At 39.4% G+C, this 24,646-nt stretch carries 25 protein-coding genes; 12 read left to right on the plus strand and 13 right to left on the minus strand.

Going from position 1 to position 24,646, the window contains the following annotated elements:
• Positions 1-44 precede the first annotated feature (44 nt).
• Positions 45-836: a S1/P1 nuclease gene (locus H561_RS0101610; RefSeq protein ID WP_027385417.1), complete on the minus strand. Its 792-nt coding sequence runs from the start codon at positions 834-836 to the stop codon at positions 45-47.
• Positions 837-1,125: 289 nt separating this feature from the next.
• On the opposite strand from H561_RS0101610, the gene H561_RS0101615 reads away from it, so the two are divergent.
• The 4 genes from H561_RS0101615 to H561_RS0101630 all read left to right on the plus strand — a co-directional run bounded on the left by H561_RS0101615 (position 1,126) and on the right by H561_RS0101630 (position 5,492).
• Positions 1,126-2,067, plus strand: coding sequence for a type VI secretion system baseplate subunit TssG (locus tag H561_RS0101615; protein WP_027385418.1), 942 nt, complete (start codon positions 1,126-1,128; stop codon positions 2,065-2,067).
• Between the two features lie 52 nt (positions 2,068-2,119).
• Positions 2,120-3,034 (plus strand): TssN family type VI secretion system protein, encoded by a 915-nt coding sequence (locus tag H561_RS0101620; RefSeq protein ID WP_027385419.1) that lies wholly within the window; start codon positions 2,120-2,122, stop codon positions 3,032-3,034.
• Between the two features lie 11 nt (positions 3,035-3,045).
• On the plus strand, positions 3,046-4,185 hold the full coding sequence (locus tag H561_RS0101625) for a hypothetical protein (RefSeq protein ID WP_027385420.1): 1,140 nt from the start codon (positions 3,046-3,048) through the stop codon (positions 4,183-4,185).
• A gap of 128 nt (positions 4,186-4,313) precedes the next feature.
• Positions 4,314-5,492 (plus strand): aminotransferase class V-fold PLP-dependent enzyme, encoded by a 1,179-nt coding sequence (locus H561_RS0101630; protein ID WP_027385421.1) that lies wholly within the window; start codon positions 4,314-4,316, stop codon positions 5,490-5,492.
• A 25-nt stretch (positions 5,493-5,517) separates the two neighbouring features.
• On the opposite strand, the gene H561_RS0101635 is transcribed toward H561_RS0101630, so the two are convergent.
• Entirely contained in the window at positions 5,518-6,171 is a 654-nt protein-coding gene (locus H561_RS0101635) for a metal-dependent transcriptional regulator (RefSeq protein WP_027385422.1), read from the minus strand.
• 84 nt (positions 6,172-6,255) lie between these two features.
• Between H561_RS0101635 and H561_RS0101640 the strand changes: the two genes are divergently transcribed.
• The gene (locus H561_RS0101640; RefSeq protein ID WP_027385423.1) at positions 6,256-7,296 is read left to right on the plus strand and encodes a threonine aldolase family protein; all 1,041 of its coding nucleotides are present in this window, start codon (positions 6,256-6,258) and stop codon (positions 7,294-7,296) included.
• A gap of 191 nt (positions 7,297-7,487) precedes the next feature.
• Here H561_RS0101640 and H561_RS0101645 read toward each other — a convergent pair whose 3' ends face one another.
• The 5 genes from H561_RS0101645 to H561_RS24255 form a co-directional block, all read right to left on the minus strand.
• Entirely contained in the window at positions 7,488-7,991 is a 504-nt protein-coding gene (locus H561_RS0101645) for a hypothetical protein (protein WP_027385424.1), read from the minus strand.
• 175 nt (positions 7,992-8,166) lie between these two features.
• Positions 8,167-8,724: a DUF4256 domain-containing protein gene (locus tag H561_RS0101650; protein WP_027385425.1), complete on the minus strand. Its 558-nt coding sequence runs from the start codon at positions 8,722-8,724 to the stop codon at positions 8,167-8,169.
• Positions 8,725-9,065: 341 nt separating this feature from the next.
• Complete coding sequence (locus tag H561_RS0101655; protein ID WP_027385426.1) at positions 9,066-10,301, minus strand: PQQ-dependent sugar dehydrogenase; 1,236 nt, start codon at positions 10,299-10,301, stop codon at positions 9,066-9,068.
• Positions 10,302-10,469: 168 nt separating this feature from the next.
• Positions 10,470-11,141: an alpha-amylase domain-containing protein gene (locus tag H561_RS24250; protein ID WP_228372205.1), complete on the minus strand. Its 672-nt coding sequence runs from the start codon at positions 11,139-11,141 to the stop codon at positions 10,470-10,472.
• Positions 11,129-11,974, minus strand: a complete 846-nt coding sequence (locus H561_RS24255) for an alpha-amylase family glycosyl hydrolase (RefSeq protein WP_228372206.1) — start codon at positions 11,972-11,974, stop codon at positions 11,129-11,131. The genes H561_RS24250 and H561_RS24255 overlap by 13 nt, the downstream gene beginning before the upstream one ends.
• A 347-nt stretch (positions 11,975-12,321) precedes the next feature.
• Here H561_RS24255 and H561_RS23175 point away from each other — a divergent pair, with 347 nt between their 5' ends.
• From H561_RS23175 to H561_RS0101675, 3 genes are all read left to right on the plus strand, one after another.
• Positions 12,322-12,927: a hypothetical protein gene (locus tag H561_RS23175; protein ID WP_051349271.1), complete on the plus strand. Its 606-nt coding sequence runs from the start codon at positions 12,322-12,324 to the stop codon at positions 12,925-12,927.
• A 205-nt stretch (positions 12,928-13,132) separates the two neighbouring features.
• Positions 13,133-13,729, plus strand: a complete 597-nt coding sequence (locus tag H561_RS0101670) for a YciE/YciF ferroxidase family protein (protein ID WP_034761069.1) — start codon at positions 13,133-13,135, stop codon at positions 13,727-13,729.
• Between the two features lie 106 nt (positions 13,730-13,835).
• Positions 13,836-14,594 (plus strand): IS5 family transposase, encoded by a 759-nt coding sequence (locus H561_RS0101675; protein WP_027385428.1) that lies wholly within the window; start codon positions 13,836-13,838, stop codon positions 14,592-14,594.
• Positions 14,595-14,749: 155 nt separating this feature from the next.
• On the opposite strand, the gene H561_RS21900 is transcribed toward H561_RS0101675, so the two are convergent.
• On the minus strand, positions 14,750-15,205 hold the full coding sequence (locus H561_RS21900; RefSeq protein WP_051349272.1) for a PA2169 family four-helix-bundle protein: 456 nt from the start codon (positions 15,203-15,205) through the stop codon (positions 14,750-14,752).
• Between the two features lie 192 nt (positions 15,206-15,397).
• Between H561_RS21900 and H561_RS0101685 the strand changes: the two genes are divergently transcribed.
• Positions 15,398-16,195, plus strand: coding sequence for a Cof-type HAD-IIB family hydrolase (locus tag H561_RS0101685; protein WP_027385429.1), 798 nt, complete (start codon positions 15,398-15,400; stop codon positions 16,193-16,195).
• A gap of 129 nt (positions 16,196-16,324) precedes the next feature.
• Positions 16,325-16,495, plus strand: a complete 171-nt coding sequence (locus tag H561_RS23815) for a lmo0937 family membrane protein (protein ID WP_155845711.1) — start codon at positions 16,325-16,327, stop codon at positions 16,493-16,495.
• Positions 16,496-16,696: 201 nt separating this feature from the next.
• Here the strand turns inward: H561_RS23815 and H561_RS0101690 are convergent, their stop codons facing one another.
• Together H561_RS0101690 and H561_RS0101695 are read right to left on the minus strand one after the other, a co-directional pair.
• A complete protein-coding gene (locus H561_RS0101690) occupies positions 16,697-17,263 on the minus strand; it encodes an OmpH family outer membrane protein (RefSeq protein ID WP_034761072.1) in 567 nt (188 codons plus the stop codon).
• Between the two features lie 188 nt (positions 17,264-17,451).
• The gene (locus H561_RS0101695) at positions 17,452-18,441 is read right to left on the minus strand and encodes an aldo/keto reductase (protein WP_027385431.1); all 990 of its coding nucleotides are present in this window, start codon (positions 18,439-18,441) and stop codon (positions 17,452-17,454) included.
• Between the two features lie 241 nt (positions 18,442-18,682).
• Between H561_RS0101695 and H561_RS0101700 the strand changes: the two genes are divergently transcribed.
• Together H561_RS0101700 and H561_RS0101705 are read left to right on the plus strand one after the other, a co-directional pair.
• Complete coding sequence (locus tag H561_RS0101700) at positions 18,683-19,954, plus strand: NAD(P)/FAD-dependent oxidoreductase (protein WP_027385432.1); 1,272 nt, start codon at positions 18,683-18,685, stop codon at positions 19,952-19,954.
• Between the two features lie 74 nt (positions 19,955-20,028).
• The gene (locus H561_RS0101705; RefSeq protein ID WP_027385433.1) at positions 20,029-21,873 is read left to right on the plus strand and encodes a chloride channel protein; all 1,845 of its coding nucleotides are present in this window, start codon (positions 20,029-20,031) and stop codon (positions 21,871-21,873) included.
• A gap of 73 nt (positions 21,874-21,946) precedes the next feature.
• Here H561_RS0101705 and H561_RS0101710 read toward each other — a convergent pair whose 3' ends face one another.
• The 3 genes from H561_RS0101710 to H561_RS0101725 form a co-directional block, all read right to left on the minus strand.
• Complete coding sequence (locus H561_RS0101710) at positions 21,947-22,891, minus strand: aldo/keto reductase (RefSeq protein ID WP_027385434.1); 945 nt, start codon at positions 22,889-22,891, stop codon at positions 21,947-21,949.
• Positions 22,892-23,029: 138 nt separating this feature from the next.
• Positions 23,030-23,839: an anti-sigma factor gene (locus H561_RS0101720; protein ID WP_027385435.1), complete on the minus strand. Its 810-nt coding sequence runs from the start codon at positions 23,837-23,839 to the stop codon at positions 23,030-23,032.
• 1 nt (position 23,840) lies between these two features.
• Positions 23,841-24,410, minus strand: coding sequence for an RNA polymerase sigma factor (locus tag H561_RS0101725; RefSeq protein ID WP_228372207.1), 570 nt, complete (start codon positions 24,408-24,410; stop codon positions 23,841-23,843).
• Positions 24,411-24,646 lie beyond the last annotated feature (236 nt).

A 24,646-nucleotide genomic window follows, 5' to 3' on the forward strand; every position in this document is an offset into this window, starting at 1 on the left:
TTTCGCTTATAGGATATCATCTGAATAAGTTATAATTCACTTCACTAATACAGGTCATTCAATAATTTTGCCAGCCTCAATCCTCCGTACAGAAGTTGCCTTTCCATGGTATCATTAAACTTATACTGATAATCGTAAGCTAATTTTGAATCATTTGGAGTCTGTGCATAGATCCTGTTTGCAATTTTATGCGAATCATACAGCCAGTCTTCCAATGTGCCTTTCTGAATCTGCTTTACTTCGTCACCAGATTTTATATCCAGTAATTTGGCATATTCAGTATAACTGTACTTTTGCGAGTCTACCAGTTTCCCGTCCCAAACCGAGTGCAGGTTTGTTTTTTCTCCGAAATAGGTAACATTGATTTTATTTCCTCCTAAGTCTTCGGCTCTTCCTACATGCAGGGGCTGGGAAAGATCGCCCATGATATGTATAAGGAAAATTAAAGCGATTTTCCTGTCTTTTTCAGAAGTTTTTACATCTTTGATCTGGCTGGATAAGGTATTTACCTGGGTGTATAAGTTCGGCCCGGCCTGCGCTTTCAGATTTTGTTCAAAAACCTTGAAATCGGTCTGAGGGTCGATATTTACATAGTGCCATGCCGCAGCCTGCTTCCATGCTCCCGTAGTGTCAGATTTAATAAAATCCGGCCAGTTGGCCCAATACGCCAGACGTTCCTGTCCCATGATCTTTCTAATTTCCCTTCTTGCCTTGCCGGAAAGATGGTTTTCTGCGATTTCCGCAATAATTCTGTGTCCGGTCAGCCCCCATGCATAAGAATACAGTGAAGATGCCATAAATGCCAGCACCAGAATTTTAGAATACATACTTTTCATTATAAATTACATTTTCAGTCCGCAAAGATACGGTTAATTTAAGGTTGTTAAACAAAGGCGGAACCCTCATCCGGAAATTTAACGTATTATTAAAATTCCGGCTGGCATTCAGATTTTATTGCTGCCAATCCTGACATTATTGATGAAAAAATATATTTTGAGTATTTATAAAGGATAATGTTAATTTTAATGGAATTAATTCGTATTTTTAAAATAAAAATTAATAGTAAAATATTTTTCAGTCATCTGGAATCTATTATTTTTACAAGCCAAAATCATTGCAAACACCATGTATGAGAATAATATTGTAGATCTGCATTACAATAAGCTGCAGACAGATTTCAAAGCGGAAGCTGTTGCGGTTAACCTTTTAAAATATCACAGAGCCGTAAGCAATATATTTATTGACCGGATCGGAATCAATGATCGTGCTTATTTAAAGGATATTAAAAATATTTCGAGCAATTACCTGGGGTTTGATGAAGAAGTTTTCACGATAGAAACGTACAGGGAAGGGATTTATGATTACCTTCCGGAAGGGGTTTTCCATCCGCCTTCATTGGGCGCTTCAAGAAAAAATGTGGATACCGTAGTCCGTGAAATCAGGAAGCAGAAAAGGGTAGAAGAGGACGCCCGGAAATTTTTCAAGCCTTTTGAACTGGAAATATTTTTTACCGAAATCAGTGCCCTGCTCAAAGAATATGATTTTGACATCTCCAGTGATACCGATGCACTGCTGAATACCGTCAGTGAACTGTGGCCATTAATCAAGATGATGGATAAACAGAATGCGTATGTCTTCATCTATATTTTACCTTTTTTTCATCAGATCAGGGGAGACAAGAAGTGGTTTGAGCGATGCATGAGCGCTTTCCTGCAGATCCCGGTAAAAGTTACTTTTTCATCGAATGTCATAGACCGGGTGGAAGAACAGGATGATTCCATGCTGTTGGGAAATTCCCGATTGGGCGTAACTTATATTCCAAGCGGAAGGCATATGGACGGACAGCGAAACTGGGTAGTGAATATCGGACCGATTCCTTATGAAGAAATGAAAAAGTACATTAGAGGAAACGTATTCCGGAAGGTTCTGCAGACTATGTATGATTATTTTTTACCTGTCAATGTGGAAGTGGAAGAAAACTTCATCACTGAGAAGCAGGAATACTCTTTTGCGCTGGATCTAGATGAAAGAAATGCGAGCCGGCTCGGCTACTCTACATTCCTGTAAAAATTTTAACTATATTTACATTCACCAATAAAAAATATTAACCGAAAGAAACATGGAAATTTCTTCAGTAAAAGGAATCTTTTTAAGGTATATTATGATGCCTTTATTTGCGGTAATCATGATGGCTGTTTTAGGAGCTATCAGGAGGAATAAACCGGCGATTAAGATCAAAACCATTATCATTTACGTTCTGCTGTGCAGTCTTTGCCTTGCCCTTCCGGGAATTTTCGGCTTTACAAGAAATCTTTTCAATCCGTACTGGTATCTGATTGCACAGATCATTTATCTTATTCTGGGAATTATCCACGTAAATCTGTCAGATACCTATTTTAAAAAGCATTTTACCTCGCTGACTAAAAGTGTTTTGTTTGAATCTGTTCTTACCCTGACCTGCATAGGTTTTGGGGGATACCTGTTTTATCTGATTTTCAACTGGATCAGCAGAGGCGCAGGATACCCCATTATGGCAGCAACCAGCATTTTTGTCTTTGCTGTTCCTCTTGTTTTTCATTATTGCTATATCCAGCTCATCAGCATCCCTGTAGATATTTACAAGACCTGGAGGTACTCTCCCGAGCAGAGGCTTCCGGATTTCGAAGGCGCTGATTTTGACCGTTTAATGGTCCTGAATGTAGAATTAAGCAAAAATCTGGAAGATGCGAACCGGTTCAGAATAAAGGCCAAAACATTACCGACAGGGGTAACCTTCGGAGACTGGTTCTACCGGGTTGTGGATGATTACAACCATAAAAACCCAAATTCCGTCATTCACCTTTCCGATCAGGTACAGGAGCCTTATTACTGGATTTTTTATACCAAGAAATCATTCTTCAGCTTTAGAAAATATATTGATTTTGATCAGGATATTACCCAGAACAGAATTGCAGAAAATGATGTTGTCATCTGCAAGAGAGTGATTCAGCATGAAGAGGAAGGAATCAGAAAACAACAATCGACCACCGTTTAAAAATATTGAATATGATACAGCCTATCAAGCATTTTGCCATCAATTGGGTTGACGGGATGAAAGTTTCCCAGAGACATCTTAATGATCAGGATAATTTTTTAATTGACACCATCAGAGATTCCAGCTCACTTGGAATCAACATGTATAATTACGGACTTTTACCTATTTCAAAGGAGTTTACGGACAGAAGTATTTTTGATGTTCATAATACCGCAACTAATGACGTTCAGCTTGTGATCAAACACTGTACGGCCGTTACTATGGCAGGATACAGAATAGAACTGAACGACCGTAGGGTAAGCGTAAAATCATTAGCCAAATCAATGGAAGAAGAACAGGCTGACGGAGAATATTATATCCTGATTTCTGTAAATCCGTTTGACAAGGTTCCGTTCGGAGATATTGACCCGGAGGAGCTTCCGCCGCGCCATCCGAACACGCAGCCTAACCATCATATCGAACTGCTGCCCGTAACTTCCCTGAACAGCAGTTATTCCGGAGGGAATTATCTGATTATCGGCAAAGTAGATTTTAAAGGAAATATTGCACAGGTAGATACCAATTTTATCCCGCCGTGCACATCGGTACAGAGCCATCCGGCATTGTTGGATTATTACAACAGTTTTGCAAAATCCGTCGGAAACCTGCAACAGTATGCTTTCAAGATTATTCAGAAAGCATCGCATAAAAATCAGAATACAGCGTTGGCCCAGAATGTAAAGTTCCTGTGCAACACCATGGTCAATACATTCGGAGATATGTATTTCCAGTTCAGAAATATCACGCCTTATCAGCCGCCCGTATTTTTAATCGAATCTTTTGCGAAACTGGCACTCCGTTTATACAATGCCACTCAGGTTTTGGTGCCGGCAGAACTGGAAGAAATGCTGAACTACAGTCTAGAGTGGAGTGAAATTGCACCTCATACGCTGCTGAACCAGCTTTCCGTGGTCGCAGAAACCAATTATGACCATCATAACTGCGGGGAACCGCTGCTTTATATTCAGCAGATGCTGAGAAGCCTTGAAATTATTTTCTCCAAACTGAGCGAGCTCGATTATATCGGCCAGAGAAAAGAAAATATCATTGTGAACGAACAGGAGGTTTCGTCAAACAACAATCCGAAAAGGGGCTGGAGCGTTTTAGATTAATAAATATAAGTTCATCTATAAAAATCCCGATATTGTATTCGGGATTTTGCTTTTTAATGATAAAAAGAGCAGATTTAACTTTCATCAATTACATGAAATTCTCCCATGCTCAGTAAAAACAATTGAAAATGGACATCAATCAGATAAGACAGGAGACCAGAGGTTTAGCTGACGGTAAAATATTCCTGAACAATGCCGGGTCTTCTTTAATGCCAAACGTCGTCACAGATTCCATGACCGATTATCTGCATCAGGAAGAACAGTCCGGAGGCTATGAAGTGGCCGGCAGAAATGCAGCGTTATTGGAACAGTTCTATACGGAAACTGCCATGCTAATCAACGGTAAGCCTGATAATATTGCCTTTGCAACGAGTGCTACGGAAGCATTTGTAAAAGCATTGTCAAGCATTATGTTTGAAGAAGGAGACTTTATCATCACAACAGATGATGATTACATCTCCAATCAGATAACGTTTCTCTCCTTACAGAAGAAATTAAAAGTCAATATCATCAGAATGAAAAACCTTCCGGATCATGAACTGGATCTGGAAGATTTTGAAAACTTAATCAAAAAACATCATCCCAAATTGGTTGCCGTTACCCATATCCCTACGAATTCAGGGCTGATTCAGAATGTTGCAGGTGTCGGGAAAATCTGCAGGCAGTATGAGGTATTGTATCTCGTAGATGCGTGCCAGTCGGTTGGCCAGATGGCCGTTGATGTTGAAAAAATAGGATGTGATTTTCTGACGGCAACAGGAAGAAAGTTTATGCGCGGTCCCAGAGGAAGCGGTTTCCTCTATATTTCAGACAGGGTTTTAGCACAGGATTATGCACCGTTGCTTCTGGATATGAGAGGGGCCGACTGGACAGAATATAATGATTATCAATTGTTACCGACGGCCAAGAGATTTGAGCACTGGGAAGTTTCTTATGCTTCAATGCTTGGTTTTACCAAAGCTTTACAGTATGCGAACAGCATCGGTTTACAGAATATTGAAGATTACAATACGATATTATCCGGGAAATTAAGACGGAATATTGACAATGCCGGTTTTAAAACATGGGATTTGGGGAACCGCCTGAGCAGCATCATTACTTTTTCCGGCCCGGACGGAAATCTTGAGTCTGTTCAGAAAGTATTGAAAGAAAATAACATATTCTTTTCATTAACTTATAAAAATTCAGCTCTGATTGATTTTACCCGTAAAAATATCAACGGTATCGTGAGATTGTCACCGCATTATTTCAATACGCCGGAAGAAATGGAGCGGGTTTCAGAAATCCTCAAAAGCAGTTTACCGTAATCCATCAGATCAGGTAAGATCAGATTTATTTTTTTACCAATATTTTATCCGTTGCTTTTCGGCTCAGGATTTCCTGCTTTCCGTCTACTTCAACCGTCATGGATTTATCAAAACTTTCCAGTTTAATAATTTTGATTTTTTTATTTAAAAATAAATTCCGTTCCGTAAGATAATTGAGAAAAGAATCGTCAGAAAGCGTTACAGAAGTGAAAATAACCGTTTCTCCAAGCCGGCATGAGCTCAACTTCTGTAAATCCTGAGCGATAATATTTCCGTCTTTATCCGGTATGGGCTCTCCGTGCGGGTCAAATTTGGGATAATCCAGGATTTCATCCATCTTGTCAAAGAAAACAGTGGAGTGGACGTGTTCGAGTTGTTCTGCAATTTCATGCACGTTCTCCCAGCCGAAATTCATTTTTTTAACCAGGAACATTTCTGTAAGCCTGTGCTTTCTTACCACCAGGGCTGCTTCACGCCTTCCTTTCTCCGTAACAATCAGCGGTTTGTAGGTTTCATAGATAACCCATTTCTTTTCTGCAAACTTTTTCATCATGTTATTGACGCTCGGCATTTTCACTGATAAAAATTTGCTAAGTTCATTAATCGTGACCTTGCCTTCCCGGTCGACCACGTGAAACAAAGCCTTCAGATAGTTTTCTTCTGTAAGTGTTGCTTTCAAATGTTAGATGTTTTTCATGACAAATCTAACAAAATATTATGAATTATGGATGCCTGTTCATTTTACTTTTTTTAATTTTACAGGATGAAATTTTCATTTAAGAACGATTACTCGGAAGGCTGCCATCCTCAGGTTTTACAGGCACTTTTAGATCATAATCTCGATCAGCAGGCAGGTTACGGGGAGGATCAGTATTCTTTACAGGCTAAAGAACTAATCCGGAAAAAAATCAATAACCAGGATTCCGACATCTATTTTGTTTCCGGCGGCACCCAAGCTAATTTAATTGTTATTTCTTCTGTTTTAAAACCTTACCAGTGTGTGGTTTCAGCATCCACGGGACATATCCTAAACAATGAAACGGGAGCTATTGAAGCGACAGGGCACAAAATCCTGAGCATTGAAAAAGAAGACGGGAAACTGATGCCGGAAGATATTATCCCGGTTCTCGAGGGCCACAGGAATATACCGCACCAGGTGATGCCGAAACTGGTCTATATCTCGAATTCTACGGAGCTGGGAACAATCTATACTTTAAATGAACTGGAAAAGCTTTCTGCGTTCTGCCGGGAAAATAAACTGTTCCTTTTTATGGACGGTGCTAGATTAGGGCATGGACTGACCGCCGAGATCAGTGATCTTACACTGGAAAAAGTGGCAGAACTGACGGATATTTTTTATCTGGGAGGTACCAAAAACGGAGCTTTATTAGGGGAAGCCATTGTGATTAATAATAAGGAACTGCAGCCGGATTTTGCTTTTAATATCAAACAGAAAGGCGCGCTGCTGGCAAAGGGCAGAGTACTGGGCATCCAGTTTCTGGAACTGATGAAAAACGATCTGTATTTCGGCCTGGCCAGGCATGCCAACCAACAGGCAATGAAAATTAAAAAGGCAATGGAAGAGAGGGGAGTACGGTTCCTTTCAGATACCTATACCAATCAGATTTTCCCGATATTGAGCAATGATCTCATTGAGAAGCTGTCCTGTCAATTCGATTTCTATATCTGGAAGAAAATGGATGATAATTTCTCGGCTATCCGGCTTATTACGTCATGGAATACCGGTGATGAAAAGGTTAGCAGCCTCATAAAAATAATAAAAGATGAACTCCCAAGAGCATAAAAACAGCCGCTAAGGCTGTTTTTTATAAGGCTTAAATCCCGCTGAATTTTTATTTTGATGCATTGGTAATGCTAAACGGAAATAAGGGCGGAAATCAGCCTTATTAAGCTTAACTTTAAAAATTACTGATATAAATACTTGATTATCAGGAAGTAGGGGAGTTAAAAAAAAATCCAGGGGTGCTGTTTTTATTATTTCAGTGCTTTTGTAACCAGAGCGCAGTCAGCCGGCTTAAGCTGTTGACCTTCTTTATAGCTGATTTTGCTTTCGTTTGCATATTTCATCTGTCCATTGTCATTTTTGTGTTCACCTATTCCTTCGGTTAACCTATTATTTTTATTAAGAAAATAAATATCACGTTTACTGGTCGTACCCTCAGACTGAAATTCGTACGTAAGTTTTAAAGTATCCCCTGACTTAAAGCCTGTTACAGTCCCCTTTGAATTGTCCTTTTCATAATTTTTATACCGTAGCTTCCCTGTTAGGGTCCCAAGGTTATCATCAATGCTGGCAAAAACAGTATCCTTACCTGTTACATCCATGTAACAGGAAGATTTTGCGCCGAGGGTATCAATATCCTTTTCTGTTGTAGCTGTTGTGTCTGCAGAAGCGGCTTCCGGTACAGGCGCTTCTGCTTTTTTATTGCAATTCAGCAGCAAAACAGCAACTGAGCTTAATAAAATTACTTTTTTCATATCCTTTAGTTGTTATGTTTGTTTATATCTGATAATGCTAAAATAATAATTGTATTCTTATAAGAAGATAAATTTACAGTAAATTAAACAAAACTTACCTAGATCAGATAAGATTGTCCATAGTTTCACCTATGGATTTAACATAATATAACCGGAATATTTTTGTTTATCAGAATTAAACCTTCAGACGGCCCCGGAATCCTCTTGCTGCATAATAGGAATCAGCACCGTTATGATAGGTAAAAACGGTATTATACCGGCGGTCACAGAAAAGAGCTCCTCCGAGTTCACGAATGTGTTCAGGCGTCTTTATCCAGCTTGAAGTTTTCAGGTCAAATTTTCCCAGTTCCTGAAGCCTTCGGTACTGGTCTTCAGTTAAGAGTTCAATTCCCATTCCTGAAGCTTTATCAATAACATTACTTTCAGGCTGATTGGCTTTCCTGGATTCCCAGGCCGGGTAATCATAACAGAGACTTCTTCGTTTAGGGCTTTCCGGGGAACAGTCGGAGAAAATATATTCGTCTGTATCGTTTTGAAAATCGGTAACGTCCGGTTCACCGCCTGTAATTTCCATTAGGTACAAGGACCAAAGCTTTCCCGGATTTTTTTCAAGCTTAGCCTGAATCTTATTCCAATCCAGACCTTCATGGCGGTCCATGTTTTTTTCAAAACGTATTTTAAGAATGCTTAAGAGGCTTTCAGATTGCTCCGTACTCAGTTCTTTCTTATTCATAGCTAATATTTTAAAATGATGATTATATTTCCATTGAATCAAATTTAAATGAAGTAATTTAACTTGGCAATAATTATTTTAGATCAGTCCATATCAGTCCATTTGTCTGCTGCTGAACTTTTTATTTATAATTATGATCTAGATTTAATTATCTCTATAAATAACAGCTACTATCTTCAGATTATTCCGATTATGAAAAGTCTTATAATTTATATTATGTTAAATTGGATGTATTTTAAGAATTTAATGCTGAAACCATCGCTCTATAAATAGCTTATTTTCAAAACATAAAAAGCTCATCATAAGATAAGCTTTTATTATTTAATTATATGATGAACAAATCATTGTTTAGAAATACGGAATAATCTGCCTTCGTCCGTTACAGCATATAATGCGCTGTCCGTACCTTGTGTAATATCCCTGAAACGCTGGTTCTGGTCAGCCAGTAATCTTTCCTCACCGGTAACCACATTGTTATTAATGACCAGCCTTACAATATGTTTTCCGCTTAACGCCGCTACAAAAAGGTTATTCTGCCATTCCGGGATATTATTTCCTTTGTAGAAAGTAATTCCGCTTGGTGAAATTACAGGATCCCAGTAATATACCGGCTGCTGCATGCCGCTCTGCTGCTGGATCCCGTTACCGATCACTGTGCCGCTGTATTCAATTCCGTATGTGATGGTTGGCCATCCGTAATTGGCGCCTCCCTGAACCCGATTGATTTCGTCTCCGCCCCTCGGTCCATGCTCACTTTCCCACAATTCTCCCGTAATCGGATGAATGGCAAGGCCCTGCGGGTTTCTGTGTCCCATACTGTATAACTCAGGTAAAGCCCCTGACTGGGTAAATGTCGGGTTTCCAGCTGCTGGCTGCCCGTTTACGGTAATGCGTACGACTTTTCCTAATGCTGCAGTAACCGACTGTGCCAGCGGCCTGGTGGATAAATCCGAACGTTCACCTGTACTGATCATCAGGTTTCCGGTGTTGTCAAATACAATTCGTCCCCCGTAATGCAAACTTCCTACATTTGCAGCAGGATTTGCCCTGTAGATAACAGTGATGTTTTCAACGGCTGTTTCCGAGGCTGATAATTTCCCTTTGGCAACCGAAGTCTGATTCCCTCCGGCTACGTTTTCAGAAAATACCCAGTAGATCATCCGGTTGGTGGAAAACTGCGGATCTACACATACCCCAAGCAAGCCACCCTGCCCTGCTGAATTAACAGCCGGAAGTCCGGTGACCGGACCGCTTAAGGTTCCTGTGGCGGTTGCAATACGCATGGTTCCACCCTTTTCGGTAATGAGTAATCTTCCGTCAGGTAAATTGGTAATTCCCCAGGGGGAAGATAATGCCGAAGATAAAACACTGATTTTATAAGGGGTTGACGTTTTCACTCCATTCACCCGGGTCTGTCCGGCAAATGCCGGTGCATAGCCGGTATTGGCCGGGTTGGTTTCTACCGGCGGAAGCCCTGTATCTGTTTCCGGATCTGACGGATTTTCATCAATCGTTTCTGAACATCCTGCTAAAATCATTGATGAAGCGATCATCAGGTGTGAAAATTTAAATTTCATAAACTAAAATATTTTGTGATAAGGTGTGTGATTTTCAGAAATTCTATGCAAATCGTCTGCCGTATTCACTTTTTGTTGAAATATATTCAGTTCTATATTGCTTTTCAATCATACTCAATAGCATACGAATCAAAATAAGGTATTGATTTGCCTGTGTATTTATATAAATCAGTCATGTCCTGTTAGGTTGAATTCATTTATAACTGCTGATCTTATCCATACACTCGCTGAATTTCCATCGACCCAGAATTTCGCAGTTCCATTTTCATCTGTTGTTATTTCATCATTTCTATGGCCCAAAAAATCTTTAAATGCGGTATGGGCATTATCTTTTCCCAGATTGATGTCTTTAGAGCCTTCATCACCGTTGGAAATAATCACAATACAGCCCGGTTTTTCTTTATTTCCCATCCTTGCCCATGCAACACAGTTGGGATGGTCAAAATAATCAACCTGTTCTCCATAGGCGAAATGCTGTCTGGCCTTTAATAATTTAGGCAGTACGTCTATCTTCGGCAATGTGATTCTGATTAACTCACCGTCTTTTACATCGCTATATTCCGCTCCGAAGAGATCCGGATAAAAAACACAGGGATATCCATCCTTTAATAATAATATGATGGCGTATGCCAAAGGCTTAAACCAGGTATGGACCGAAGATTCCAGTGACTGCAGCGGCTGGGTATCATTGTTTTCTACGAAAGAGACTGAAAGTGTAGGTTTTTTTTCCAGGAAGCTTCCTTCTAATATTCGGGAAAGGTCATAAGCTCTTCCCTCTTCAGATGCTTTAAAGAAATTATAATGCAGAGGGGTGTCAAAGCAGGAAATTATATCCTCCATTTTATCTGAAAAAGATTCCAGTTTTTCAGCTTTGTCTTTCCAGAACTCACCCAGTACAAAACAGTCGGGCTTAATTCTGTTTTAATATAAGTAATCCATTCTTTAAGGAAATCAGAAGAAAGATGTTTCAGAGCATCAAGCCGTATTCCGTCTGCCTTGGTGGTTTCCATATACCACTTGATCCAGTTTTTCATTTCCCCGATCACCTTGGGATTCCTGTACTCTACATCTGCTCCCATCAGGTAATCATAATTGCCGAACTGATGGCTTACCGCTTCGGTCCAGTCCGTACCGTATTTATTATGAATCTTAAAAATACCGTGAAGTACCGTATCATCTTTCTTAACGATGTCTATCCCGCTGAAGCATTGGTGATCCCAGATAAAATCTGAATATTTTCCCTGCCGGCCCGGAAAAGTAAACTTTGTAAATGCAGAAACCTGCAAAGGATCTGAAATAACTTCATTCCGGTCTTCTCCGTTTACTTCATGCACCGTAACCTGCTCTTCTTCATCGGCTCCCATCCGGTGGTTGAGAACAATATCGGCATATACGGCCATCCCTGCCTGGTGGCCTTTTTCGATGGCATGAAGATATTCTTCTTTTGTTCCGTAGCGTGTAGGGATGCCGTCTTTCTGATCAAATTCTCCGAGGTCATACAAGTCGTATACATCATAGCCCCTTCCCTCTTTTCCCTGACTGCATTTGGTAGCCGGCGGCAGCCATGCCGCGGTAAATCCCAATCTATTTAAATATTCTGCGTTCTCTGCAAACTCATTCCAAAGATTACCGGTATGGTACCAATGGAAATACTGAATAATTACTCCGTTCATTTTCTGTCATCATTTTATTTCTATAGCATAGCTCTATAGAACCCGTTAAATACTTTTAATAGCTTTTCATCCTACATTTAATAAACAGCTTCAGCTTTTGCAGTTCACTGCAAATGATGAATCCATTTTCTTAAATCATGATAAATAAATAACAGTCCTGTTAGTTAGGATCCGAAAGACGATACTGTAATGAAATGGATGACATGCCCTAATTTCGTAAATAAAATTTTTAAAATCTATGATTATAATCAGGCCATATTCGGGATATCCTGTTAATGTGATCCTGCTCATAACGGTTTTTCACTTCAGAACCTTATCTTTGTTATTACACCTACATCAATAACAGTATGAAACCGAAACACATCCCCGGAATTCCTTTACAGAAAGTCGGAGGATTTCATGATAGTGAAAGTACCAAAGAATACAATGCTTCAGAAATAAATGAAAAGTTCAATATTCTGAAAACCCGTTTTTTTTCGATCAATGAGTGGAAAAGCTATACTAAAAAGGCTGCAGCTGAATTTAAGCATTATGACCATTCCGGGCAGGCTATTAACCGGATTCCCCAAGAGGGAGATTTTATAAGGATTGATATTCCGGGTCCGGGAAATAAAGAGGCCAATGGCTACGACTGGGTGCAAATCGAACATCTGTCATACAGGCATACTGAAGATTACGAGTCTTACCTGATGATCTGCAGGCCCTCCAAAGAACCCAATAAGCCGAAAGGCCGTATCGCGCATTTTTACAACAGTGCAGCCACATCGAACATTATGATTTCCAAAGAAGGAAATCTTCTGAAAGTCGGGGTGTATGGCCGTAATGAACGTCCTAATCTGAATGCCGGGTTTATGGATAAAATCAGAAATTTTTTAATTGCTTTCGGCGGAATGTTCGGGATTTCTAAAATACAGTGGAAACTCCTTGCCGAGGGGCTCCTGAACTTTAAATAAATAATCTTAAATTATACAAAAAAGCAATATTGTTTTATACTCTATTGTTGCTTTTTTTTGAAGCGGCCAGCCTTTTGGGAAAGCCTCTTTTCAGGATCCGTATGTCATTATAGTAACTTTTTGATACCACATCAGGATAATTTAAATAAAGATGGTCTTATAGTTGCAGATTCACCGGCAATCAAAACAACTTAATATAATTATTATGGAATCTAAAAGACCTGCAAAAAAAGCAACATCCAAATCCACGGCCTCTAAATCCGGAACAGCTAAGACGGCGGTAAAAGCAAAAGCCAAAACACCTGCTAAAAAAGACGCTGCCAAAAAACTTAAAGATCTTTTTGAAGATTCATTAAAAGATATTTATTGGGCAGAAAAAGCATTGGTAAAAGCATTGCCTACCATGATGAAAAATGCGACCGATGAAAAACTTAAAAGTGCTATCAAAAATCATATTTCTGAAACGGAAAACCAGATAGACAGGCTGGAAGCATGTTTTAAAGCAATAGGCAAAAAGGCCCAGGCAAAAAAATGCGATGCCATGCAGGGTTTGCTGGATGAGGGAAAAAGCATCATAGAAGAAACCGAACCCGGAACAGTAAGAGATGCAGGAATTATTGCGGCAGCGCAAAAAGTAGAACACTACGAGATTGCTACCTACGGAACACTAGCTGCCTTTGCAAAGGTTTTAAAAGAGGATGAATGCCTTAAACATCTATTAGAAACATTAAATGAAGAGAAAAAATGTGATAAACTCTTAACCAAAGTAGCGGATACGAACCTTAACAGCAAAGCAAAATAATATTTCATTGCTTAGAGCCTGTTTAAAAAAGTAATAATAAAAAAGAGTAAGGGGAAAGAAATTGAATAAAAATTGCCATTTTAGAGTTGCAAAACAAAAAATATCAATGTATACAACAGACTTAACCCAAACTCAGTGGCAATTTATAAAAAAAGTATTAGATTTTGATGACCGGAAGCGGAAATATGATTTACATATCATTTGGAATGCCATTCTGTATTTGGTAAAAACAGGTTGCCAATGGAGACTCTTACCTTCCGGCTTTCCTAAATGGCAATTGGTATATTATTATTACTCAAAATGGTCTAATCTGGAAGCCTTCGATTTACTATTATCAAAACTAAGGGAAAAGGTTCGGGTAAAAAGAGGTCAGAAAGCTACAGCAAGCCTGGGCATCATGGACAGTCAGAGTGTAAGATGGGGAAATAACCGTTCATTAAATAGCTTCGACGGACACAAAAAAGTAAAAGGAATCAAGAGACATGTAGTCGTAGATAAAAATGGATTCTTGTTAGCTGTTATGGTAGGGGCAGCTAGTATTCATGACAGTAAATCAGCGGTATTACTAATGAAAATGCTGCAATATTTGCTGATCCCGCTTCAGGGAATCCTGGCGGACGGAGGCTATCGGGGAGATATTGTTGAAGAAATAAAAGCTAAGTTTGGGTACACCATTCAAATCGTTATGCGCAGTGGCAAAAAAGATAAAAAGTTTGAACCCATTCATAAAAGATGGATTGTTGAACGTACTTTTTCATGGTTTGATAATGACAGGAGACTATGCAGAAATTATGAACTCCTGATGGAAACTTCTGAAAATATGGTCAAATTATCAGCCATAAAATTATTATTGAATAAAATCTAAACAGGCTCTTACATTATTTTATTAAAGGTTGCTTCACTACAGTGAAGCAACCCTTTTTTTTAAAGGAACTGTATTTTGTCTATATTCAAAAACCGCCCTTAAAAAAGAGCGGTTAGTAATATTGTAACAGGTTAAGCAAAAAAATTCCTGAATTATTATTTTTTATATTCGGTCATTCTTTTAAACTGGTGGTAAGAATCCTTGATGTGTTTTAAATGCTCAGAAACAATATCAAGGCTGTCCCCGGAAAGCTTTCCGCTGTCTATGGCACTTTGGTAAGCATCAATGGCTGCTTTCTCCCCAAAAATCACATTCTCTATAGTAGATTCTTCGGTATTGCCTATGGTAAAGGAATTCTTGACATCAATCCATGCCCTGTGGAGTGCGCCTGCTGCAGTAGTTGTATCTTCCGGGGTTCCGCCGTCATCCTGAATGAGGTTAATCAGTTCATTCTTCATTACTCTTCCGAGAGAATTCAGACGGGCGTATTCTGCCTTTACATCAGGATAGTTTTCCCATACTTTGCCCTCCACTCTGGAAAATCCTTCTATCCTGTCATTGGTAATGTGCAGCAGATCATTTAATACAGATGCTTCTTCTTGATTTTTCATAATACCTATTTTGGTGTATTACAGTCTTACAAGAATTATACCTTATACAGGCAAATATTAATGATTCATAAATATTATACAGGAAAATAGAGATCAGGCATTTTTAAGATAAATTTAAACATATGCTCAACAGGTTAATAAAACTTTGTCCGTACTTTTGCCATAACAGAAATCAAATGAAAACATTCAAAAATGAATTCCACTCAGGATTTTAATATAAAGGCTGTATTTTTTGATGTTGACGGTACGCTTATAAGTTTCAAAACCACTACGATTCCCGAATCAACACAGAATGCGATCAGGCAGCTCCGCGAAAAAGGCATTAAGGTAATTGTAGCCACAGGGCGCTCCATTAATTCCCTCGACCATATCAAGCATATTTCCTTTGACGGTTTTATTACGTTTAACGGAGGATACTGTATAACCAGTGAAGGGGAAATTATGTTTAAGAAAGCTATCGATGCCGCAGATATAAGAAATTTAGTCACCTATTCACAGAATCATCCTTTAAGCTATTCCCTGATGTATGAAGACAAGGTGGAAATTAATGATGCTACTCCTGAAGTCGTCGGGATGTACGCGCATGTCAATCTTCCGGTTCCGCCGGTTCACAATCAGGATTACATCGATATGGAAAATGTTCTTCAGGCCAATATCTTTCTCGGACCGGATGATGAAAAAACATTTATGGAAAATGTAATGCCTAATTCCGTAAGCTCAAGATGGACCCCTTTATTTGCAGATGTTAACCCCGAGGGAATTACCAAACAGAACGGGATCGAATATTTCTGCAGGCATTTTGGAATTGATCTTTCGGAAACCATGTCTTTCGGAGACGGAGGGAATGATATTACCATGCTGAAGTGCACCAGAATAGGTATTGCTATGGGAAATGCAAATGATCACGTAAAGGAAATTGCTGATTATGTAACGGAGGATGTAGACCATCACGGTATTGAAAAGGCTTTACTTTACTTCCATGTACTTTGATAATGATCTGTAGTTTTATTACAAAAAACTACTCATATTTTAATTTGTGGTACCTGTTTTATCATGTTTTTAAAAAAAAGGCACAATATGTGTATAACACTAATCAAACAACATTAAAATTTTTTAGTCATGAGAAGTATATTATGGTTAGTCGCAGTTATTTGTATTATAGTATGGCTTTTAGGAATGCTTAATATCGTTCCTGGGATAGGCACAAGTAATTTAGTTCACATATTGCTGGTTATTGCAATTATTGTGGTTCTATACAATCTTATATCGGGCCGTAGACCCCTTGATTAGTACAGTGTAAAACTTAAAAAATAAAAGCTGGAAATGGGAAGACATACATTCTTATTTTCCAGCTTTTTATTTTGATAAACAGGTTCATCTTGAGAAGGTGAAACCTATGGACAAGATCATCATCTTAAGAATATTTATAAAAGATTATGATTTAAATATGATACCCATATTTAATCTGATATTAATACTTATTTTAATATATTATTTACCTGCCGGCTTTGCCGCAACAGCACCTAATTTTGATTTTACCGCCGGGGTAATGTCTTCACCTCCGTCAGTATAGGCAATACTGTTGTTTCCCTGTGAAGAAGCAACATCAAATACATAAGCCAGTCCTTTTTCCTTCGCTACTGTAGAAATCATGCCGCTTACTTTCTTCTGGATCGGTACGAAAAGTTCAGACTGTTTTTTTGAGACATCCTGGGCTGCCTTAGTACGGGCTGCTTCTATATCTTTACCCAAAGTCTGCAATTCAGTCTGTGCAAGGGTTAATTCCTTAATCACGCTTTCCTTATTGGCTTCACTGATCGTTTTTTCTTTATCCTGAGCTGCTTTCAGTTTGGTTTGATAAGCCGTGATCAGCTTTTCAATTTCGCTTTGTCTGGTTTTTGTGAAAGCATCCAAAGAAGCTTCTGCTGTTTTTGCTTCAGGAAGATTGGAAAAAATATCATCGGAATTAACGTGACCTATTTTCTGCTGTGCACTGACAAAGTTGGAAGTTAGAAATAAACCGGCTGCCAGAGAACATGCCGTAATTAATTTTTTCATGTTTTATTGATTAACTGTTATTAAATATCGAGATTTTTAAAGGCACAAATATAACAAATAACTACATAGGTAGTGATATTATAAAAAAAGAAGCCCGGAATCTATTTTCCGGGCTTTTATTCTAAGGATATTTAATATTGTATTTCAACAAAAATATCTTGTTGAATTTGAGGTTATACCGATACGATTTAATCCGGCGTTTGTGCTTTTTCATAAATAAGACCTTCCGATTTCAATTCTCTCCAGAAATCTGAAGGAATATCCTGATGCAGGGCATTTACATTGTCTGCCACCTGCTCCGGCTTGCTGGCTCCGGGAATAATAGAGGCAAATTCATCGGCTGCGAGTACAAAATGAAGCGCGGCATCTACGATACTGATTCCATATCTTTTTGCAATTTCACTAATTTTGTCACGTTTCTCCATCATTCCTTTCGGGATTACATCTTTATAATTGTATCTCGGCCGGCCATTGATGAACCCTGAATTATAACCGGCTCCGGAAACCAGCTTTACACCTGCTTTCTTCACTGCCGGAAGCAGCCGGTCAACCGCCTCTTCATGGTCGAGGATAGAATACTGGGTTGCTGAAAGACAAATGTCCGGATCGGCTGAGTCCAAGCAATCTAAAATAGGCTCAATTTTATTAACTCCCATTCCCCATGCTTTGATGACACCCTGATCCCGTAATTCCGAAAGGACTTTGAATGCGCCTCCCCTGGCCTGCTTTAAAAAATAAGGGTAACGGTCGCCAACCTGGTCTTCGGATAAATCATGGACATAAACAATATCGATATGATTCAGCAGGCTTCTTTCAAGGCTTTCCTCTACGGATCTTTTTATGGCATCAGCGGTGTAGTTGTGTTCAAAATCAAAAGATAAAGGATCCTGCCACATGGTCGGCGGCACTTCATTTTCGGATACCGGGGTAAAAAGCCTTCCTACTTTTGTTGAAAAAACGAATTCGTCACGATTCTGCCCATGAAGAAAATTCCCGAATCTGCGTTCACTTTTAGTCAGCCCGTACCACGGTGACGTATCATAATACCGGATACCCAGATCCCATGCTTTCTGCAAAACTTCATAAGATTCTCCGTCTGTCAGGGCTTCAAAAGCGGTTCCGATGGCTACTCCGCCCAATCCGAGTCTGTGTTTTTCTGTTAAAATGTCTGTTTTCATATCGTCCTGTTTAAAATTTTGGTTTCATACAAAGTGCAAACATCGTGCAGTTAAAATGATTTTTAACCTTAAGCATTGGTAAGCAGCCGTGAAATTTTGATCAATCATAATCAGACTTTTAGAAAATGAAAGTAATTTCTGTATAAACCCTATACAGCCTCGCAACCGTAAAATCTACCACATAACCCGCTTTGGCGTTATTCTTGAAGCCATTGTAACACACCTTTCAATATCATACTTCATGAAAAAGCATATCGTTATCGTAGGCGGAGGATTTGCAGGCATTAACCTTGTTAAATCTATGGTTAATGACAACCGTTTCCGTATTACTTTAGTTGACAAAAATAACTACCATTTTTTTCCGCCACTTATCTATCAGGTGGCTACTTCGTTTATCGAAGCATCCAATATCAGTTACCCGTTCCGTAAGATGATCTCGAATTATAAAAACGTCAGTTTTCATATGGGAAGCCTTGTGAAAGTTGATCATGATACCAATACCGTTGAAACGGATGCGGGAACACTTAAATATGATTACCTGGTGCTGGCACTGGGCACGGAAACCAATTTCTTCGGAATGGATAATGTACAGAAATGCGCACTGTCCATGAAAACCATCGACGAAGCGCTGTACCTGAGAAATCATATGCTGCTGACCCTTGAGGAAGCTGCCCGTAACAAAAATATAAAGGAAGCCCAGAAACTCCAGAATATTGTGATTGCCGGCGGCGGGCCTACAGGTGTGGAACTTGCCGGAATGATCGCAGAAATGGGGACATATATTGCCGAAAAGGAATATCCTGAAATCAAACTCGGACTTTCCAATATTTACCTGATCGATGCCCTTCCGACCCTTCTGTCGCCGATGAGTAAAATGGCACAGGAAGCAGCTTACGAAAGGCTTAAAAAGCTTGGGGTAAAAATCCTCCTGAATGTTGCAGTAAAAGATTATGTAGATAAAAAAGTAATTTTAGCAGATGGAAAAACCATTGAAACGGAAACGCTGATCTGGACTTCCGGCGTGATCGGGCGCGAAGTACCGGGAATTGCTGCAGAAAGTATCGGGAAAGGCAGAAGATTGCTGGTAGATGCTTACAATAAAGTTCAGGGAATGGCCAATATTTACGCATTGGGAGATATTGCCTTACAGCTTACCGAAGAAAAATATCCGAAAGGCCATCCGCAGCTGGCGCAGGTTGCCATACAGCAGGCTGTCAATTTAGCAGAAAATTTTAAAAGGATTGAAAATGAAAAAGTACTGAAGCCATTTTCATATAACAATAAAGGAAGCATGGCAATTATTTCAAAGTTTGATGCCGTTGTAGACCTTTCGAAATTTTCGTATAAAGGGTTTACGGCATGGCTCACCTGGCTTTTCATTCATATTATACCACTGGTTACTTTCAGAAGCAAGGTTCGTCTTGCTTTTAACTGGCTGAGGCTGTTTATCACCAATAATCCTTCGATCCGGTTAATTTTAAGACCGAAAAGAGACACCGGTGAGCATCAGTAATTTTAATATTCATGATATATTTCATAAATTTACGGAACTGCGGCAATTCGGTTACAGTATAAATTTTCAGACAGGTGAATATTCATCACAAAAAAAAGTTTCTCAGTTTTCTAAAGTTTAAAAGAGATTTCCAGAAATACGGACTTGAAAAGGCGCGCAGTTATGAACTTATCCTTCATTGGCTGAACAACAGACTCAGCAGGAATCAGTTCCTGGTACTTTCCGGGATCCTTGTAGGGTGTACGGCAGGTTTGGCAGGCGTATTGCTGAAGACTCTGGTTCATAATATCCATCATTTTATTACTACGAAGGTTCATTTTGAATATCAGATCTTGTTTTATATTATTTTTCCTTTTTTAGGAATTGTACTGACGGTGATGATCGTTATGACGATATTCAAAGGCCAGGACAGGAAAGGGATCGGAGCGATCCTGTATGAAATTGCACAGAATTCAAGTGTTGTTTCCTCCGTCAAAATGTATTCACAGATTGTGCAGAGTGCGGTTACGGTGGGTCTCGGAGGGTCTGCCGGTCTTGAAAGCCCGATAGCCGTAACGGGTGCAGCCATCGGCTCAAATTATGCCCAGACCTACCGTTTGAGTTATAAGGAGCGTACACTGCTGCTGGCAGCAGGTGCCACTGCAGGAATTGCTTCAGCCTTCAATGCTCCGATTGCAGGGATAATGTTCGCTTTTGAAATCCTGCTTACAGGAGTGGTATTTACCGATTTTATTCCTTTGGTGGTGGCAGCGGTCTGCGGAAGCCTATTATCCAGGATCCTGCTTCAGGAAGATGTCCTTTTCAGGTTTTATACCAGGGAGGCATTTAATTACAGGAATCTTCCGTATTATTTTGTTCTGGGAATTGTTACGGGGCTGTATGCACGGTATTTTGTCATTATTTCTCAGAAAGTGGAACATTTTATCAAGGGATTGCAAATGTCCCCGCTGAGAAAAGCCATGTTCGGCGGAGCTGTATTGTCCATGCTCTGCGTCCTGTTTCCGCCTTTGTTCGGTGAGGGTTATGATACGGTAAAGGCTTTTACCAATGGGAATACTCATACCATTATAGAAAACAGTTTTTTCAGATATTTTGAAATCAAGAATTTCACTATTATTATTTTCCTTGTTCTGGTTCTTTTGTTGAAGGCTTTTGCAACGTCATTTACCATTTTCAGCGGAGGGAACGGAGGGAATTTTGCCCCTTCCCTCTTTGCAGGCGGAACTGTCGGATATCTCTTTGCCATTATCTGTCAGCAGATCGGTTTTGAAGAAGTTCCCGTTACCAATCTGGTGCTGGTAGGAATGGCCGGAGCCATGAGCGGGGTCATGTATGCGCCCTTAACCGCCATTTTCCTGATTGCGGAATCAAGTTTCGGATATGACCTTTTTATTCCGTTGATGATTGTTGCCATTATATCCTATCTGATTGCAAAATGGTTCTCCCCCATTTCCCCGGAACTTAAATCACTGGCGGATCAGGGGAAAATATTTACTGATAAGCATGACACTAATTTATTGTTTTCATTGAAAACAGAAGATTTTATTGACCGGTATTCGCAGGTCATCCATCAGAACGCGCCCATTACGGACCTGTTCGAATTGGTCAAAAACGGCAGCAAAAATATTTTTGCCGTGGTTGATGATGATAAAATATTACAGGGAATTTTAACGCTGGATGATATCCGCCCTTACCTGTTCAGCAATGAAAAAATTTCAGCCACCATAATTCAGATCATGAAAGCACCGCCGGCCGTGCTTCACCCTGAAAATAAACCGTTGGAAATCCTTCAGACGTTTGATGATACCGGAGTCTGGAATTTACCGGTTGTCAATGAGCGGAATACCTTTATCGGATTTATTTCAAAGTCTACCATCCTGATGAGTTACCGACAGCTGTTAAAAGAATATTCTGATTAAAATTTTAAATCTATCTATAAAAAACCCATTCAAACTATATTTTTGAACGGATTTTTTTAATACGTTTCAGCAATTACCGGCTTGCTGCATTCAGAAGCTCGATATCTTCATTGCTGAGTTCCAGCTGAGGAGCTGCAAATAATGTTTTCAGCTGTGAGGTACTGGTAGCACTGACAATAGGAGCCGTTACCAGCGGTTGGGCCAATAACCACGCCAATGCTACGGTGGCAGGATCTGAATCATGGTCCAAACTGATCTGATCCAAAGCTTTCAGGACCTCAAGCCCTTTGGGATTTAAATATTTCATGGCTCCTTCTCCTCTTTGGCTCTTGGACAAATCATCTTCATCACGGTACTTTCCGGTCAAAAAACCTGATGCCAGAGACCAGTAGGTTAAAACACTGAGGTTAAATTCCTTAACTAAAGGAGCATACTGAGTCTCAAACTTTTCCCTTTCCATCAGATTGTAATGCGGCTGGAGGGCCACATATTGCGGAAGGTTATGTTTCCGGGAAACTTCAAAGGATTCCCTAAGTCGTTCGGGAGACAGGTTAGAGGCACCGATGTAGCGCACTTTCCCCGCCTTTATAATTTCATCATAAGCAGACAAAGTCTCTTCAACCGGTGTTTTATTGTCATCAAAATGAGTGTAATACAAATCGATATGATCGGTCTGGAGACGCTGTAAAGATTCGTCCACAGATTTCAAGATGTGCTTTCTGCTGATGTCATGCCCGTGTTCTTTTGTTTCAGAGCCGACTTTTGTTGCAATAACCAGTTCGTTCCTGTTTCCGCGGCTTTTCATCCATTTTCCGATAATTTCTTCCGATTGCCCGCCTTTCCCGTTGACCCACCAGGAATAGGTATCAGCAGTATCGATGAAGTTGAAGCCTCGCTGTGTAAACTGATCTAAAATATCAAAAGACTGTTTCTCGTCCAGTGTCCAACCGAAAACATTTCCGCCAAAATTAATCGGTGCTACTGAGAGATCGGTATTTTTAATTATTCGTTTTTCCATAAAATAATGATTGATGAACTTAAAGGTAAGAATTTTACTTTATTTAAGGTTAATGTCTCTCTAAAATCAAAATTTAAAACAATAAAAAAGACCAGCTTTACAGCTGATCTTCCTCTATTTTTATTTTAAATATTCAGATTAAATTTCTCCCATGACATACATGTTCTCCATGGTCGGGGCCGGGCTTCCTCCCTGCTTTTCAAGAGTAATGGCAAAGGCCTGTGCATCAGGGATGCTGGCGAGGGCTATCCTGCTGTCTTTATCTTCGGTATACATTCCTGCATTCACCGGTTTTCCGTCGGCAATAGCCCAAAGCTGGTACTGCATGCCTTCGGGAGCTTTAGGAAGGCTTTCCGCATTTACATAGACTTCTTTTGTTTTTTTATCCCAGAATACCATTGCTTTGGATCCGGTATGTTTTTCAACCCCTTTCAGCATCACAACTTTCATTTCAGGATTAGTAAACATTTCCATTTTCCGATTCATTTTCTGCATGGCCAGGTCCTGGGACTGCTTGTCGGTCTTCATTGCAGTCAGCTGTTCTCTCATTTTAGCTTGGTCATTCATCCAGAACAGGTTTCCGGCCATACTGATTAGGAATAAGACCATCGCAGCAACGGCATAGGCTTTCCAGTTGGCGGTACGCTGTATCCTGATTTCTTCCCGTGGCTCTGCAGCAGGAGTATCCCTGGAAAATACCGGCGGGTGATCTTCAGCCGTCTGCTCTTTCTGAATCCTGTCCCAAATTTTTGATTTCAAATTTTCGGGAGGCGTCACAGCCTGAGCAGTAGCCAGGTCTTCCATTATTTTCTGTGCTTCGTCAAAAGCAGCTTTTACTTCAGTATTATTCTTCATCACACACTCCAAAATACCTGCTTCTTCTGGAGAGGCAAGACCTAGAATATAAGATTCTATAATTCCGGATGATATGTATTCTTTAGTGTTCAATTTATTGATAATCTTTTAACAAATCCTTTAATTTCATCAGTGCATTCCGCATCTTGGTTTTTACGGTTCCCAGCGGGATTTTCAGTTTTTCGGATATTTCATTTTGGGTGTATCCCTGATAATACGCCAGGTCAATAAGTTCCTTTTTATCTACATCCAGACCTTCAAGTACTTTGCTGAACCCGATAAAATCCGAAGCATCATTGGTCGTTGAAAGTTCTGCAGAGTTATATACGAAATCAGGAAGAGATTGGTTTTTAAGTTCATTCTGGAAGCCTTTCGACTTTAAATAATCGATGGCGGTATTCCTTGCAATATTGATCATCCAGGTATAAAACCTTCCTTTTGATGAATCATACTGATGGATAGAATTCCATATTTTTACAAATACATCCTGAATAATGTCTTCGGTATAATCTTTTGACTGAACGATCCGGAAGATAATACCATATAACGCACCGGAATAGTGGTCATACAGATAATGAAAACCATTTTCGTTTTTTTGTTGTAGTAAAACGATAAGTTGCTCTTCCGAATAATTTGTTTTAATAGCGAATAATTTTCTTTTCAAATATAATGAAATTTTAAACAAGTATGACAGAAGCGCAATAATTTTAAACAATTCAATAAAATTAAACATTTGTTTATTATTCTTCAAAATAAATACGCTGCTGTTGATAATTATCAAATTAAAATTGTGAAACAACCATAAATCATAAAAATAAACCACTGACAGTTAGCTGTTTAAAAATAATATTAAAAATTTTAAATCTGAATTGAAACTATCCTCGTAAATGAATATAACAA

The organism is Chryseobacterium gregarium DSM 19109, assembly GCF_000430845.1.
In the GTDB taxonomy this organism is placed as follows: Bacteria; Bacteroidota; Bacteroidia; order Flavobacteriales; family Weeksellaceae; genus Chryseobacterium; species Chryseobacterium gregarium.

What these genes read in the sequence shown, in the direction of transcription:
- H561_RS0101610 (WP_027385417.1), bottom strand. Translation starts at nt 836, where the DNA reads ATGAAAAGTATGTATTCTAAAATTCTGGTGCTGGCATTTATGGCATCT.
- H561_RS0101615 (WP_027385418.1), top strand. Translation starts at nt 1,126, where the DNA reads ATGTATGAGAATAATATTGTAGATCTGCATTACAATAAGCTGCAGACA.
- H561_RS0101620 (WP_027385419.1), top strand. Translation starts at nt 2,120, where the DNA reads ATGGAAATTTCTTCAGTAAAAGGAATCTTTTTAAGGTATATTATGATG.
- H561_RS0101625 (WP_027385420.1), top strand. Translation starts at nt 3,046, where the DNA reads ATGATACAGCCTATCAAGCATTTTGCCATCAATTGGGTTGACGGGATG.
- H561_RS0101630 (WP_027385421.1), top strand. Translation starts at nt 4,314, where the DNA reads ATGGACATCAATCAGATAAGACAGGAGACCAGAGGTTTAGCTGACGGT.
- H561_RS0101640 (WP_027385423.1), top strand. Translation starts at nt 6,256, where the DNA reads ATGAAATTTTCATTTAAGAACGATTACTCGGAAGGCTGCCATCCTCAG.
- H561_RS0101645 (WP_027385424.1), bottom strand. Translation starts at nt 7,991, where the DNA reads ATGAAAAAAGTAATTTTATTAAGCTCAGTTGCTGTTTTGCTGCTGAAT.
- H561_RS0101650 (WP_027385425.1), bottom strand. Translation starts at nt 8,724, where the DNA reads ATGAATAAGAAAGAACTGAGTACGGAGCAATCTGAAAGCCTCTTAAGC.
- H561_RS0101655 (WP_027385426.1), bottom strand. Translation starts at nt 10,301, where the DNA reads ATGAAATTTAAATTTTCACACCTGATGATCGCTTCATCAATGATTTTA.
- H561_RS24250 (WP_228372205.1), bottom strand. Translation starts at nt 11,141, where the DNA reads ATGGAGGATATAATTTCCTGCTTTGACACCCCTCTGCATTATAATTTC.
- H561_RS24255 (WP_228372206.1), bottom strand. Translation starts at nt 11,974, where the DNA reads ATGAACGGAGTAATTATTCAGTATTTCCATTGGTACCATACCGGTAAT.
- H561_RS23175 (WP_051349271.1), top strand. Translation starts at nt 12,322, where the DNA reads ATGAAACCGAAACACATCCCCGGAATTCCTTTACAGAAAGTCGGAGGA.
- H561_RS0101670 (WP_034761069.1), top strand. Translation starts at nt 13,133, where the DNA reads ATGGAATCTAAAAGACCTGCAAAAAAAGCAACATCCAAATCCACGGCC.
- H561_RS0101675 (WP_027385428.1), top strand. Translation starts at nt 13,836, where the DNA reads ATGTATACAACAGACTTAACCCAAACTCAGTGGCAATTTATAAAAAAA.
- H561_RS21900 (WP_051349272.1), bottom strand. Translation starts at nt 15,205, where the DNA reads ATGAAAAATCAAGAAGAAGCATCTGTATTAAATGATCTGCTGCACATT.
- H561_RS0101685 (WP_027385429.1), top strand. Translation starts at nt 15,398, where the DNA reads ATGAATTCCACTCAGGATTTTAATATAAAGGCTGTATTTTTTGATGTT.
- H561_RS23815 (WP_155845711.1), top strand. Translation starts at nt 16,325, where the DNA reads ATGAGAAGTATATTATGGTTAGTCGCAGTTATTTGTATTATAGTATGG.
- H561_RS0101690 (WP_034761072.1), bottom strand. Translation starts at nt 17,263, where the DNA reads ATGAAAAAATTAATTACGGCATGTTCTCTGGCAGCCGGTTTATTTCTA.
- H561_RS0101695 (WP_027385431.1), bottom strand. Translation starts at nt 18,441, where the DNA reads ATGAAAACAGACATTTTAACAGAAAAACACAGACTCGGATTGGGCGGA.
- H561_RS0101700 (WP_027385432.1), top strand. Translation starts at nt 18,683, where the DNA reads ATGAAAAAGCATATCGTTATCGTAGGCGGAGGATTTGCAGGCATTAAC.
- H561_RS0101710 (WP_027385434.1), bottom strand. Translation starts at nt 22,891, where the DNA reads ATGGAAAAACGAATAATTAAAAATACCGATCTCTCAGTAGCACCGATT.